Origin of the sequence: Streptomyces broussonetiae (assembly GCF_009796285.1) — a bacterium.
Lineage (GTDB): Bacteria > Actinomycetota > Actinomycetes > Streptomycetales > Streptomycetaceae > Streptomyces > Streptomyces broussonetiae.
Map to the genome: position 1 here is coordinate 1,821,428 of NZ_CP047020.1, position 13,183 is coordinate 1,834,610.

Here is a 13,183-nt window from a genome sequence, read left to right on the forward strand (position 1 = left end):
GGTGACCGGTACGCGCCTCACTCGGCGAGCAACGCCTGCGCCTCCCCGAGCAGTCGCCTCAGCCGCAGCGCGTCCGGCGCGACGGCACTGACCAGTGCGGCGGGGCCGGCCAGCGGTATCAGTGCGGCGCACTCCCCCAGGACCTGCGCCTCGGGCGGCCTATCGGCGAACTCGGGCCGCACGACGACGAGTTGGCCCACTGCGCGATGGCCGGCCAGCACGGCCGGGCCGTCCCAGCCGCCCGGGGCGCCGGGGCCGCAGGACAGCTCCTGGTCCAGGACGGGCCGGCCCGCGACCCGTACCGTCAGCCGGCTGGTGAGCCGCCCGGGTTGCTCCCCGGCCCGGCCCAGCACCTGCTCCTCGCGCAGCACGAGCCGGGCGCCGGTGGCGAGTTCGACCCGGGTGGTGACGTACAGGTCGCTGCCGCCTGCCGAGATCAACTGCTCGGGCAGCCAGTGCAGTTCGGCGCCGTCGGCCACGTCGAGCCGTACGTCGTAGCGGGCCTCCCCCTTGGTCTGGCCCGGCAGCGCGATGGTGGCCGCCGCCGAACCGACGTGCAGCCGTGCGCCCTCGGCGACGCTCGCCGTGAGCGCGAGGCGGTCGCCGCCGAGCGGACCGCTCATGGCGCCGACGACCATCACCCTGGCCTCCCCGCCCGCGGCCCGGGTACGGCGCAGGGCGAGCGGGCCGTCGCCGTCCAGCACGGGCAGGGCGGTCCCGCCGCGGCCGTCGGCGCGGGCGACGATCCGCGCGTGCGCCCGGACGCCGGTGGCGGTCACGCCGTCCACGCGGCGAGCCGCCCGCGCACCCAGGCGGCCACGTCGGCGACGCCGGTGCCGCCACGCAACGACTGCAGGACGACCGGGAGTTCGGCCCGCTGGGCCTTGGCGTCGGCGGCCATCCGGGCGAGGTCGGAGCCGACGTACGGCGCGAGGTCTGTCTTGTTGACCACGAGCAGGTCGGCGGTGGTGACGCCCGGGCCTCCCTTGCGCGGGATGTCGTCGCCGCCGGCCACGTCGATCACGAAGATCTGGGCGTCCACGAGCCCCTTGGAGAAGGTCGCGGTGAGGTTGTCGCCGCCGGACTCGACGAGGATCAGGTCCAGCGGGCCGACCGCGTCCTCCAGGTCCTCCACGGCCTCGAGGTTGGCGGAGATGTCGTCACGGATCGCGGTGTGCGGGCAGGCGCCGGTCTCCACGGCGGTGATCCGCTCGGGCGGCAGGACGGCCTCGCGGAGCAGGAACTCGGCGTCCTCACGGGTGTAGATGTCGTTGGTGACGACGGCGAGGGACAACTCCTCGCGCAGCGCCCGGCACAGCGCGGCGACGGTGGCGGTCTTCCCGGATCCGACGGGCCCGCCGAGCCCGATGCGCAGGGCGCGGCGCGATCCGTCGGGCCGGTGCGCGTCCGCGCTGACGGCGGCGGCACCGGAGTGGAGGTGGTCGAGGTGCATGGGTGCGGCTCCTGAGTGTGCGAGAGGCCGGGTGAGGTGGTCAAAGGGCCTGGACCGGGACGGTCACGGGGCGGCTGCGTGCCCCGGGTGGTGGGCGGATGAGGTCATGACGCGAACAGCCGTACCGGCCAGGCCGCATGCCATTCGGCGCCCACCTCGAGCAGCGGCCCGGACGCCGCCGGCAGCGCGTCGACGCCCTCGGAGGCAGCCCTCCGCGCCGCCCGCACCGCCGCATCCGCGAGGCGGTCCAGCTCGGGGGCCAGCCGGGCCAGGACACCGGTGGCGTCGAACGGGTCCAGACTCAGCAACCGCACGGTCGCCGTCGTCGGCCCGCTCACGCTCTCGTATGCCGCGCAGTACGCCGCGTCGTCCGGGCCCAGTCCGGCCGCCCGCGCGGCCAGCCCGAGCACGACCGGCTGGTGGGCCCCCTTGGGGAACTGCCGTGCCACTGCGTCGAGTTCGGCCGACGGCCACGCCGCGCGCGCGGCTCTCAGCAGCTGCCGGCCGAGTCGGCGTGCGGCGGTCCGCAGGGCGGGCGACGGCGTGCGGGCGTCCGCCGCCGCGTCCAGCTCGGCAGGATCCACGCCGAGTACGGCGGCTGCCGCGAGCGCGCCCGCGACCAGCCCGGCGGTGTGCAGCCGGCCCCGGCAGAAGTCCTCCAGGCTCGCGGCACACGTGATGCGGCCCGCCTTGACGGCGGCCTCCGCCCCGCCGGAGTGCGCGTGCCCTCCGGCGGGAAAGCGGCCGTCCGCCAGGACGAGCAGTGCTGCCCTGCTCATCAGAACAGGAAGTAGCGCTGGGCCATGGGCAGTTCGGCGGCCGGTGTCGCCTCCACCAACTCGCCGTCGATGTGCACGGCGAAGCTGTCGGGGTCGATCCGGACGTCGGGCCGGGCGTCGTTCTCGCGCATGTCGGCCTTGGTGACCTGTCGCGTGGACGCGATCGCCACGAACCGCTTGCCGAGCCCCAGCCGCTGCGGCAGCCCGTCCTCGATCGCCAACGGGGCAACGAAGTTGACGGAGTTGGCGGCCGGGGCGCGGCCGATCGCGCCGTACATCGGGCGGGGCAGGATCGGCTGCGGGGTGGGGATGGAGGCGTTGGCGTCACCCATCTGCGCGTACGCGATCTGTCCGCCCTTGAGCACGAGGAGCGGCTTGACGCCGAAGAACGCGGGCTCCCACAGCACGAGGTCGGCGAGCTTGCCGGTCTCGACGGAGCCGATCTCGGCGGCGAGGCCCTGGGCGAGCGCCGGGTTGATCGTGTACTTGGCGACATAGCGACGCACGCGGTGGTTGTCCGCGCGTCCGTCACCGGGCAGCGCACCGCGCCTGCGCTTCATCACATGCGCCGTCTGCCAGGTACGCAGGATCACTTCGCCCACCCGCCCCATCGCCTGCGAGTCGGAGGAGATGATCGAGATCGCGCCGAGGTCGTGCAGGATGTCCTCCGCGCCGATGGTGGACGGCCGGATCCGGGACTCGGCGAACGCCAGGTCCTCGGGGACGGTGGGGTTGAGGTGGTGGCACACCATCAGCATGTCGAGGTGTTCCTCGGCGGTGTTGACGGTGAACGGCCTCGTCGGGTTGGTGGAGCTGGGCAGCACGTTGGGCTGCGCGACCACGGTCATGATGTCCGGCGCGTGCCCGCCGCCGGCGCCTTCGGTGTGGTACGAGTGGATGCCCCGGCCCGCGATCGCGGCGAGGGTGTCGCCGACGAAACCGGCCTCGTTGAGGGTGTCCGTGTGGATGGCGACCTGGATGCCGGTGCGGTCCGCCACGGTCAGCGCGGCGTCGATGACGGCGGGGGTGGAGCCCCAGTCCTCGTGCAGCTTCAGACCGGCCGCGCCACCGCGGATCTGGGAGAACATCGCCTCGTGGGAGACGGTGTTGCCCTTGCCGAGGAAGCCGACGTTGACCGGGTAGGCCTCCATCGCCTCGAACATCCGGGCAAGGTGCCAGGAGCCCGGCGTAACGGTGGTGGCCTTGGAGCCCTCGGCCGGACCGGTGCCGCCGCCGACCAGGGTGGTGATGCCGGAGGCCAGCGCCTCGTCGGCGACCTGGGGGCAGATGAAGTGGACGTGCGCGTCGATGGCACCGGCGGTCAGGATCCTGCCGTTGCCCGCGATGATCTCGGTCTCGGGGCCGATGACCAGGTCGGGGTGGACGCCGTCCATGGTGTCGGGGTTGCCGGCCTTGCCGATCGCGGTGATCCGGCCGTCCCGGATGCCGATGTCCGCCTTGACGACGCCCCAGTGGTCGACGACGACGGCGCCGGTGATCACGGTGTCGGGGGTGCCGTCGGCACGGGTGGCGCGGGACTGGCCCATGGACTCGCGGATGACCTTGCCGCCGCCGAAGACCGCCTCGTCCCCGGAGGTTCCGGGGCCGCCGGAGCGGTCCTCCTCGATCTCGATCAGCAGGTCGGTGTCGGCGAGCCGGATCCGGTCGCCGGTGGTCGGGCCGAACAGGTCGGCGTAGGCGCCGCGGACGATCTCAGGCATCGAGGGCACCTCCGGTCTCCCCGCGCAGCCCGGGCACGACACGGGCACCGGCGAGGGGGACGAGTTCGACGTCGACGGGAATGCCGGGTTCGAAGCGCACGGCGGTGCCGGCGGCCACGTTGAGCCGCTTGCCTCGGGCGGCGGCGCGGTCGAACTCCAGGCCTGGGTTGGCCTCGGCGAAGTGGTAGTGGGAGCCGACCTGGACGGGCCGGTCGGCGGCGTTGAGGACCGTCAGACGGGTGACCTCGCGCCCGTCGTTGAAGGTGACGGGCTCGTCCGCGAACAGGATCTCTCCGGGAATCATCGCAGGCCCCTCAGATGATCGGCTCGTGGACGGTGACGAGCTTGGTGCCGTCCGGGAAGGTGGCCTCGACCTGGACGTCATGGATCATCTCCGAGACCCCGTCCATCACGTCGTCCCGGGTCAGCAGCTTGCGTCCGGAGGACATCAGCTCGGCGACAGTACGGCCGTCACGGGCTCCTTCGAGGATGTGCGACGTGATGAGGGCGACCGCTTCGGGGTGGTTGAGCTTGAGGCCGCGGGCCCGACGCCTCTCGGCGACGTCGGCCGCCACGTGGATGAGCAGCCTCTCTTGCTCATGCGGGGTCAGTTGCACGTCCCACCTCACAGTCCTTGCTCCGGACCGTGCGGGGTCCGGCTGCCGCTGCCATCGCGACGGGGTTAGGTGTAACACACAGACAAATCTCCGGATTGTCGTCAACCCGGTCCGAAAAACCCCTGATGGCGTGGATCGGCAGGTTAGTTCGCCGGAGTTTCAACGACGTTAAACCAGACCTTGATCCAGCAATGACCGCGCTATGGCATGCGCGATACCCGCACGGGTCAGGACACGCCCGGTCCGCGGTGCTCGGCGGCGATCCCGAACCGCTGCTGTTCGAGCGCGGCGGAACCGGCCTCGCGGACCGCCGAGACCGAGCTGACCACCTGATCCTCGGCCGGTTCGCCGAGCGCGTCCAGCCGCTCCAGATCGGCGGCCGAGACCAGCGCGACCAACGGCTTGCCGTGCCGTGTCACGACGACGCGCTCGCCGCCGTACACCACCCGGTTGATCAGGTCGGCGAGCTCAGCCCTGGCTTGGGTCACCGGAATCTCATAGGCCATGCCCCCATTCTAACGGCACGTACATCCTGTACATTTTTTACAGAAGCCGAGCCGCGTCGGCGGCCGAGCCAGATGAAGGGGTATGACCATGTCCCGTGCATTCGCCCGCCATGTCCTGCCGGAATTCACCGAGCGCACCAGCAGCGGCGCACGCACGCTCGATCCCTACGGCAAGCTCTTCGAGGACCGGATCGTCTTCCTCGGCACCCCGCTCGACGACACGGCGGCCAATGACGTGATGTCCCAGTTGATGTACCTCGAACACGCGGCTCCCGAGCGGGACATCACGCTCTACATCAACTCCCCCGGCGGCACCTTTCAGGCGATGACCTCGGTCTACGACACGCTGCGTTACGTCAGTTGCGACGTGGCGACCTACTGCCTGGGCCAGGCGGTCTCCTGTGCCACGCTGCTGCTCGCGGCCGGCACCCCGGGCAAGCGGTTCGCCCTGCCCGGCGCACGCATGGTGCTCGAGCAGCCCCGGCTGGCCGAGCCGGTGGAGGGGCAGCCCAGCGACCTCCTCATCCAGGCCGCGGAGTTGACCCGGATGCGGGCGGTCACGGAGGAGGTGCTGGTACGGCACACCGGGCGCACGGCGGAGCAGGTGCACGCCGACCTGGAACGGGACCTCGTGCTGGACGCCCCGGCCGCCCTGGCCTACGGTCTGGTGGACGGCATCGTGCCCAGCCGGCGGAGCACACCCGGCGCATCGGACGCGAGGTAGCCGACGATGCTTCCGGAGTTGCCGCCACTGCCCGCGCTGACCCGCGCCGAGGGCGAACTGATCGACAGTTACCTGACAGCGGTCGACCTGCTGGGCAGGATCAACCCCGCCGCCGGCGGGGGCACCTACAGCGGTCTGCGCGCGGCCCAGGCGCTGGTCCGCAAGGCCGCAGAGCTGCGCGACGCCCTCGCGTTGATGCACCAGCGGGGCGAGACGGAGCTGCACGGGGACACACTGGCACGGGCCTTGCGGGTGCTGGACGGTGAGCGCCGTACTGCGCGCGTCGCGCTCCCGCCCGACGGAGTCGGCTGATCCGGACGCCCGGGCGTCCCGAGGGAACCGCGGTGTCGACACATGTCGTTCGGACCGGACTCGAAACGATCCGAACGACGTACCCCCGAGCGGCGTATCTCCCGATCGTTTTCCGGGTCTTGCGTGGTGCGCACGACGCCGCTGCGGGGATCACGCGAATGCGCGTCGCCCCAGGTCCGGTGCTACGTACGAGATCTGACGGCGCCTCGAACGCAGTACTGTCCACCCGAACGGGTGAGTGGTGAGTAACGCCACAAATCCCCGGTTCCGTTGGGATTTTCCGACTGTTGTGGGTGAAGATCCCTGACTGACGACAAGCCCCCGCCACCGCGGCGGGGCGATCCGGGCGGACGCCGAGTCCTGCCGCCGCCCGGATGACCGGTCGACAGGAGTGGATCGGCAGGAGTGGAGGACCCAAGCAAGTCGGGTCGCCGGAGCAGATGTTCGTCTGTGCGTCACAGGCAGACGGCCACAGGCTCCGAGCGGCCCTTGGGGTGAAGCCGCGGCAACGCGGCCGGGCACCTTCGCCAGCCCGAATCCGACAGGTCATCCTTCACAGGCGGCTGACGAAGGGTTGCGCATGACTGCGCTGAATCGTGTCCCGTCGCTCATGGCCCGGGCCGGTACGGCCTCGGCTCTCACGCTTGCCGCCGTCGGCGGCTCGATCGTGGTCCCCGGGCTCGCCACCGACGCCTCGGCTGCGAGCCTCGCGACGAAAGCACTGCAGATCGCGGCCTCCAAGCAGGGCTCCCCGTACCAGTACGGGGCCACCGGGCCACGCCGCTTCGACTGCTCGGGGCTGACGCTCTACTCGTTCAAGAAGGCCGGCAAGACCCTGCCGCGCACCGCCGCCGCCCAGTACAACAAGACGCACCACATCTCCTCCGGCAACCGCAGGGCCGGTGACCTGGTGTTCTTCCACTACGGCTCGAACGTGTACCACGTCGGCATCTACGCCGGCCACAACAAGATCTGGCACGCGCCCAGGACCGGGGACGTGGTGCGGCTGCAGAAGATCTGGACCAAGAGCGTCTGGTACGGCCGGGTCAGCTGACCCGGCATCGGGCCAGGAGCGGCTCCAGCAGCAGGGCCGCTCCCCGCAGCGTCAGCGCCACCCCGGTACCCGCCTGGAGCCCATGGGCGGCCCGGGGCCGACGCGGTCATCGGCCCGGCCGGTCCCCGCGCAGGGCGACCGCCCGGAGCCGCTTGAACGGCGTCTGCGAGGCCTTGGGGTTGAGGACGTTGGTGACGAAGCCCTGCCGAGGCGGCTGGACGGCCTCGGGCACCGGCTCTGCGGCCCCCTGGGCGGACTGCCGCATCGAGACCGCGGTGCGCACGCCGGGGTACGGCACAAAGGCGCCAGCCGGCAGCCGCAGCGCCCGGAACAGCGCGGGCACGCCCTGAGCAGTGCCTGCACCCGGCGATCTCGTTGGCCGGGATTCCGGCCGAGCCGCCTGTCGAACGCGGTCCCGGGCCCTCAGGGCGCTGCCGGCACCGCCCACGGAAGCTCGATGAAGACCGTCTTTCCACCCTCACGGGTGGGGCGGATGCGGAGTTTTCCGCCACACTCGGCGGTGAGCCAGCGGATGATGACCATGCCGCGACCGTTGTCCTGCTGGACGGCGGCGGGCAGTCTCTTCGGGAAGCGGGGATGACTGTCCGTGACGCCGATGCGCAGGTGTTCGTCACGGTCCAGGGCAATGTCGACCGTGAAGGTGGGTGACTGACCGAAGGTGTGCTGTACGGCGTTGGTGGCGAGTTCGGAGACGATGAGCCGCACGGTGTCGGCCGCTTCGGTGTCCGACGGCAGGCCCCACTCCGCCAGGGTGCCCACGACGTACGAACGGGCGGCGGAGACCGAGGCGGGATCGCTCGGCAGAGTGACGGATGCTTCCAGGTGGTCTGCCATGGCGACGTCGTCCCTTTCCCGCGGGATCGCACCGACAAGGGGCGGTGGGTTCGAGTACGGTCCCGGACTGGTGCTTCTTCGTCAGACTGCCATCACTGGACCGGTCACGGGGAGCGATCCACCAAGATATGCATATATCTGTCGCCCAATGCGGTGAACTCTGCCACGCGAGACCGTATTTGGACGGCCCGGAAGGAGTAAGGAGGAGCCCATGCAGAACGGGCCGGCGGTGCGGCGCCGAAAATTGGGCGCCGAGCTGCGCATGCTGCGTACCGGTGCTGGGCTCACGAGCGGTGAGGCGGCCCGGCTGGTCGGCTGGCACCAGTCGAAGGTGAGCCGTATCGAGACGGGTGCCAGCGGGGTGAAACCAGCCGATCTGCGCTCCCTGCTGGACGCCTACGGGGTGCGGGACGGGCACCTGCGCGAGTTGCTGCTGATGCTGGTGGGCACCGAGGAGGCGGGCGACCGGCATCGCTGGTGGCACGCCTACCGCGGGGTGCTGCCGCCCACGTACCGGGACTTCATCAGCCTGGAGTCGCAGGCCAGCGCGATGCGCACGCTGGAGACCACGGTGGTGCCGGGGCTGCTCCAGACGCCGGAGTACGCCCGTGCGGTGACCCGGGCAGCCGTCCACGACCTGGACGAGGAGCGTCTGGACGCGCTGGTGGAGGTGCGGCTGGCCAGGCAGGACGTGCTGCGCTCGGACCCGCCGCTGGTGCTGAGCGCGGTGCTGGACGAGGCGGTGCTGCGGCGCGAGGTCGGCGGGCCCGAGGTGATGGCCCGCCAGCTGGAACGGCTGATGGAGGCCGCCCGGCTGCCCCAAGTACGGCTCCAGGTCCTGCCGTTCGGAGCCGGAGCCCATGTGGGCCTGACCGGACCTTTCGTTATTTTCTCATTTCCGAGCACTTCTGATCTGGACGTGGTTGTTCTCGACCAGTTGACGAGTAGCCTCTACCTGGAGCGGAAAGAAGACCTCATGGCCTACTCCGAGGCCTTCGCCACTCTTCAGTTCCACGCCCTTTCCCCCGAGGACTCGTTGGACCACATCGCCGGGATAGGCGACGGCGCGTAAGGAGGCACGCCCCCCATGTCAGAACTGCCTCGGAACGTCCCTGCCAGTACCGACCTGCACGACGTGCGCTGGCTGCGCAGCAGCTACAGCACGGGAGCCAACAACTGCGTGGAGACGGCACGGCCGCTCTCCGGCCCCTGGGCCGGGCTGCTCGCCGTACGTGACTCCAAGATCCCGGCCGGACCCGCACTGGTCTTCTCCGCCGGCAGCTGGGCGGAGTTCCTCACCGCCCTCTGAACCGTCACCCGAACAGCCATCGGATCGAACCATCATCTGATCAAAACCGATCACACATCATCACTCTCAGGTGAAGCACGGCCGTGTCACGCCGACTCATGGTCGCGTTTCGCCGATCACCCGTACAGCGCGTTCGATCTCCGCCCCGGACAGGTCGGCGCGGGCGGTCAGCCTCAACCGTGAGATGCCGTCGGGCACGGAAGGAGGACGGAAGCAGCCCACGGCCAGCCCTGCCGTACGGCAGTCGGCCGCCCAGCGCACCGCCTGCTCCGGGGACGGAGCCCGCACGGAGACCACCGCGGCGTCCGGACGTACCGCCTCCAGACCCGCGGCGGTCAGCCGTGCGTGCAGTTCCGCGGCCACCTCACGGGCGCGCGCCGCGCGCTCGGGCTCCCGCACGAGCAGCCGCAGCGCCGACAGGGCCGCACCGGCCGCCGCCGGAGCCAGACCCGTGTCGAAGATGAAGGTGCGGGCCGCGTTGACCAGGTGGTCGATCACCCGCGCCGGTCCCAGCACCACGCCGCCCTGACTGCCCAGCGACTTGGACAGGGTGGCCGTGACCACCACGTCCGCGGCGCCCGCGAGCCCGGCCGCATGCGGCGCGCCCCGGCCCCCGTCGCCCAGCACCCCGAGCCCGTGCGCGTCGTCCACGACCAGCCCGGCGCCGTACTCCCGGCAGGCCTCGGCCAGCTCGGCCAGGGGTGCCGCGTCGCCGTCCACGGAGAACACGGTGTCGGATACGACGATCGCCTCGCCCTCGTGCGTACCCAGCGCCTTGCGCACCGCCTCGGGATCCGCGTGCCCGACGACCTGCCGGCCGCCCCGGGCGAGCCGGCAGCCGTCGATGAGCGAGGCGTGGTTGCCTGCGTCGGAGACGATCAGCGAGCCGTGCGGGCCGAGCGCCGTGACCGCGGCCAGGTTCGCGGCGTAGCCGGAGGAGAAGACCAGTGCCGTCTCGACACCGCAGAACGCGGCCAGCTCGCCCTCCAGCTCGGTGTGCAGCTCGGTGGTGCCGGTGACGAGCCGGGAGCCGGTGGACCCGCCGCCCCAGGTCCGGGCGGCCCGGGCCGCCCCCTCGGTGACCTCGGGGTGGTGGGCGAGGCCCAGGTAGTCGTTGCTCGCCAGATCCAGCAGCGGCGAGTCGGCGGGCCGCGGGCGCAGGGTCCGTACGAGTCCGGCGCGGCGGCGCGCCTCGGCCTGGTCGTCGATCCAGCCGAACGCCATGGGTCCTCCGGGGCTTTTGTAGGTAGCGGACAGACCCTAGCGGTACGGCCGCCCACCCGAGGTGTGGCAATACCCACACGGTGAACCGTCTCCGTTGTGCAAACTCTCCTTGGCCCGGGGCGGTCCCGTAGGACAGGATCGGGCCTCATGGACCTGCTGAACACGCTGGTGGACAAGGGGCTTCGGCGCGAGCTGCCGACCCGCGAGGAAGCGCTCGCCGTACTGGCCACCTCCGACGACGACCTGCTCGATGTGGTGACCGCGGCCGGGAAGGTGCGCCGGCACTGGTTCGGGCGACGGGTGAAACTCAACTATCTGGTCAACCTCAAGTCGGGCCTGTGCCCCGAGGACTGCTCCTACTGTTCCCAGCGGCTCGGCTCCGACACCGGCATCCTCAAGTACACCTGGCTGAAGCCGGACGAGGCCTCACGGGCCGCGGCGGCCGGGCTGGCCGGCGGCGCGAAGCGCGTCTGTCTGGTGGCCTCCGGCCGCGGTCCGACCGACCGTGACGTGGACCGGGTGGCCGGCACCATCCAGGCGATCAAGGAGCAGAACGAGGGCGTCGAGGTGTGCGCCTGCCTCGGGCTCCTCTCCGACGGCCAGGCCGAGCGGCTGCGCGCGGCGGGCGCGGACGCCTACAACCACAACCTCAACACGTCCGAGGAGACGTACGCGGACATCACCACCACCCACACCTACGCCGATCGGGTGGACACGGTGAACAAGGCGCACGCGGCCGGTCTGTCCGCCTGCTCCGGGCTGATCGCGGGCATGGGCGAGACGGACGCGGATCTGGTCGACGTGGTCTTCTCGCTGCGCGAGCTGGACCCGGACTCGGTCCCGGTCAACTTCCTGATCCCGGTCGAGGGCACCCCGCTGGCCAAGGAGTGGAACCTCACCCCGCAGCGCTGCCTCAGGATCCTCGCGATGGTGCGGTTCGTGTGCCCGGACGTCGAGGTGCGCATCGCGGGCGGCCGTGAGGTCCACCTGCGCACGATGCAGCCCCTCGCCCTGCACCTGGCCAACTCCATCTTCCTCGGCGACTACCTGACCACCGAGGGCCAGGCGGGCAAGGCCGACCTGGAGATGATCGCGGACGCCGGGTTCGAGGTGGAGGGCGCCGGCCAGGTGACGCTGCCGGAGCACCGGGCCACCGCGGCCCGGGGCGGCTGCGGGGGGCACGAGAGCGCCGGGTGCGGGTCGCACGAGGGTTCCGGATGCGGCTCCGTCTGTGGCTCGCACGAGGGGGCCGACGCCTGCGGTACGGCCACGGCTCCCGCCCCTGCCGAGCCGCGCACCGACCTGGTCGCCGTACGCCGCCGCGGCGCCGGAACGGACCTCGCGCCCAATGCCTGACCTGTCGGTGGACGAGCTGCTGGCCCTGGACCGGCAGCACGTCTGGCACCCCTACGGGCCCATGCCAGGTCGGCAGGAACCGCTCGTCGTGGCGTCGGCGAGCGGGGTGCGCCTCCGACTGGCGGACGGATCCGGCGAGTTGGTCGACGGCATGTCGTCCTGGTGGTCGGCGATCCACGGCTACAACCACCCGGTCCTCAACGAGGCCGCGCACCGGCAGCTGGCGCGGATGAGCCATGTGATGTTCGGCGGGCTCACCCACGAGCCCGCCGTACGGCTCGCAAAGCTCCTTGTCGACATGTCGCCCGACGGTCTGGAGCATGTCTTCCTGGCGGACTCCGGCTCGGTGTCGGTCGAGGTCGCCGCGAAGATGTGCCTGCAGTACTGGCGCTCGCTCGGCCGCCCCGCGAAGCGGCGCCTGCTGACCTGGCGCGGCGGGTACCACGGCGACACCTGGACCCCGATGTCGGTGTGCGACCCCGAGGGCGGGATGCACGAGCTGTGGTCCGGAGTGCTGCCCCGCCAGGTCTTCGCGGACGCGCCGCCCCCGCGGTACGAGGAGTCGTACGCCGAGCATCTGCGCGAGCTGATCGCCCGGCACGCGGACGAGCTGGCCGCGGTGATCGTGGAGCCGGTGGTGCAGGGCGCCGGAGGGATGCGTTTCCACTCCCCCGACTATCTGCGGGTGCTGCGCGAGGCGTGCGACGCACACGACGTCCTGCTGGTGTTCGACGAGATCGCCACCGGCTTCGGCCGTACCGGCGCGCTGTTCGCGGCGGACCACGCGGCCGTCACCCCGGATGTCATGTGCGTGGGCAAGGCGCTGACCGGCGGCTATCTGACGATGGCGGCGACGCTGTGCACCGCGCGGGTCGCCGACGGCATCTCGCGGGGCGAGGTGCCGGTGCTCGCGCACGGCCCGACGTTCATGGGCAACCCGCTGGCGGCGGCCGTGGCCTGTGCCTCGGTCGAGCTGCTGCTGGGGCAGGACTGGCTGTCGGAGGTCAAGCGGATCGAGACGGGGCTGCGCGAGGGGCTGGCGCCGGCCCTCGGGGCCCCCGGCGTGCGGGACGTCCGGGTCCTCGGCGCCATCGGGGTGGTCCAGCTCGACCACGAGGTGGACATGAAGGCCGCCACGGACGCCGCCGTGCGCGAGGGCGTGTGGCTGCGGCCGTTCCGTGACCTGGTCTACACGATGCCGCCGTACGTCACCTCGGACGAGGACGTGGCACGGATCGCGCGCGCGGTGTGCGCCGCGGCGCGGGAGGGATGA

General features: G+C 71.5%; 17 protein-coding genes. 7 read left to right on the forward strand and 10 right to left on the reverse strand.

Annotation, left to right across the window (positions count from 1 at the left end):
* Positions 1-17: 17 nt before the first annotated feature.
* From GQF42_RS08575 to GQF42_RS08605, 7 genes are all read right to left on the reverse strand, one after another.
* The gene (locus tag GQF42_RS08575; RefSeq protein WP_199272613.1) at positions 18-788 is read right to left on the reverse strand and encodes an urease accessory protein UreD; all 771 of its coding nucleotides are present in this window, start codon (positions 786-788) and stop codon (positions 18-20) included.
* Positions 776-1,453, reverse strand: a complete 678-nt coding sequence (ureG, locus tag GQF42_RS08580; protein ID WP_158919047.1) for an urease accessory protein UreG — start codon at positions 1,451-1,453, stop codon at positions 776-778. The genes GQF42_RS08575 and ureG overlap by 13 nt, the downstream gene beginning before the upstream one ends.
* 104 nt (positions 1,454-1,557) lie before the next feature.
* Complete coding sequence (locus GQF42_RS08585; RefSeq protein ID WP_158919048.1) at positions 1,558-2,232, reverse strand: urease accessory protein UreF; 675 nt, start codon at positions 2,230-2,232, stop codon at positions 1,558-1,560.
* Positions 2,232-3,953 (reverse strand): urease subunit alpha, encoded by a 1,722-nt coding sequence (locus GQF42_RS08590; RefSeq protein ID WP_158919049.1) that lies wholly within the window; start codon positions 3,951-3,953, stop codon positions 2,232-2,234. Before GQF42_RS08590 ends, GQF42_RS08585 begins: the two co-directional genes overlap by 1 nt.
* Complete coding sequence (locus tag GQF42_RS08595) at positions 3,946-4,257, reverse strand: urease subunit beta (RefSeq protein WP_158919050.1); 312 nt, start codon at positions 4,255-4,257, stop codon at positions 3,946-3,948. The genes GQF42_RS08590 and GQF42_RS08595 overlap by 8 nt, the downstream gene beginning before the upstream one ends.
* Before the next feature lie 10 nt (positions 4,258-4,267).
* Entirely contained in the window at positions 4,268-4,570 is a 303-nt protein-coding gene (locus tag GQF42_RS08600; protein ID WP_158919051.1) for an urease subunit gamma, read from the reverse strand.
* Between the two features lie 227 nt (positions 4,571-4,797).
* A complete protein-coding gene (locus GQF42_RS08605) occupies positions 4,798-5,076 on the reverse strand; it encodes a type II toxin-antitoxin system Phd/YefM family antitoxin (protein ID WP_158919052.1) in 279 nt (92 codons plus the stop codon).
* Positions 5,077-5,164: 88 nt separating this feature from the next.
* On the opposite strand from GQF42_RS08605, the gene GQF42_RS08610 reads away from it, so the two are divergent.
* The 3 genes from GQF42_RS08610 (at position 5,165) to GQF42_RS08620 (ending at position 7,166) form a co-directional block, all read left to right on the forward strand.
* Positions 5,165-5,800, forward strand: coding sequence for an ATP-dependent Clp protease proteolytic subunit (locus GQF42_RS08610; protein WP_158919053.1), 636 nt, complete (start codon positions 5,165-5,167; stop codon positions 5,798-5,800).
* 6 nt (positions 5,801-5,806) lie between these two features.
* A complete protein-coding gene (locus GQF42_RS08615) occupies positions 5,807-6,112 on the forward strand; it encodes a hypothetical protein (RefSeq protein WP_158919054.1) in 306 nt (101 codons plus the stop codon).
* Between the two features lie 580 nt (positions 6,113-6,692).
* A complete protein-coding gene (locus GQF42_RS08620) occupies positions 6,693-7,166 on the forward strand; it encodes a C40 family peptidase (protein WP_158919055.1) in 474 nt (157 codons plus the stop codon).
* Positions 7,167-7,272: 106 nt separating this feature from the next.
* On the opposite strand, the gene GQF42_RS08625 is transcribed toward GQF42_RS08620, so the two are convergent.
* Both GQF42_RS08625 and GQF42_RS08630 read right to left on the reverse strand, forming a co-directional pair.
* Positions 7,273-7,509, reverse strand: coding sequence for a hypothetical protein (locus GQF42_RS08625; protein ID WP_158919056.1), 237 nt, complete (start codon positions 7,507-7,509; stop codon positions 7,273-7,275).
* An 80-nt stretch (positions 7,510-7,589) separates the two neighbouring features.
* Positions 7,590-8,021, reverse strand: coding sequence for an ATP-binding protein (locus tag GQF42_RS08630; protein WP_158919057.1), 432 nt, complete (start codon positions 8,019-8,021; stop codon positions 7,590-7,592).
* A gap of 211 nt (positions 8,022-8,232) precedes the next feature.
* Between GQF42_RS08630 and GQF42_RS08635 the strand changes: the two genes are divergently transcribed.
* Together GQF42_RS08635 and GQF42_RS08640 are read left to right on the forward strand one after the other, a co-directional pair.
* The gene (locus GQF42_RS08635; RefSeq protein ID WP_158919058.1) at positions 8,233-9,093 is read left to right on the forward strand and encodes a helix-turn-helix domain-containing protein; all 861 of its coding nucleotides are present in this window, start codon (positions 8,233-8,235) and stop codon (positions 9,091-9,093) included.
* A 15-nt stretch (positions 9,094-9,108) separates the two neighbouring features.
* Positions 9,109-9,330, forward strand: a complete 222-nt coding sequence (locus GQF42_RS08640; RefSeq protein ID WP_158919059.1) for a DUF397 domain-containing protein — start codon at positions 9,109-9,111, stop codon at positions 9,328-9,330.
* Between the two features lie 96 nt (positions 9,331-9,426).
* Here GQF42_RS08640 and GQF42_RS08645 read toward each other — a convergent pair whose 3' ends face one another.
* On the reverse strand, positions 9,427-10,554 hold the full coding sequence (locus GQF42_RS08645) for an 8-amino-7-oxononanoate synthase (RefSeq protein WP_158919060.1): 1,128 nt from the start codon (positions 10,552-10,554) through the stop codon (positions 9,427-9,429).
* Positions 10,555-10,701: 147 nt separating this feature from the next.
* On the opposite strand from GQF42_RS08645, the gene bioB reads away from it, so the two are divergent.
* Positions 10,702-11,910: a biotin synthase BioB gene (gene bioB / locus GQF42_RS08650; protein WP_158919061.1), complete on the forward strand. Its 1,209-nt coding sequence runs from the start codon at positions 10,702-10,704 to the stop codon at positions 11,908-11,910.
* A complete protein-coding gene (locus GQF42_RS08655) occupies positions 11,903-13,183 on the forward strand; it encodes an adenosylmethionine--8-amino-7-oxononanoate transaminase (RefSeq protein ID WP_158919062.1) in 1,281 nt (426 codons plus the stop codon). Before bioB ends, GQF42_RS08655 begins: the two co-directional genes overlap by 8 nt.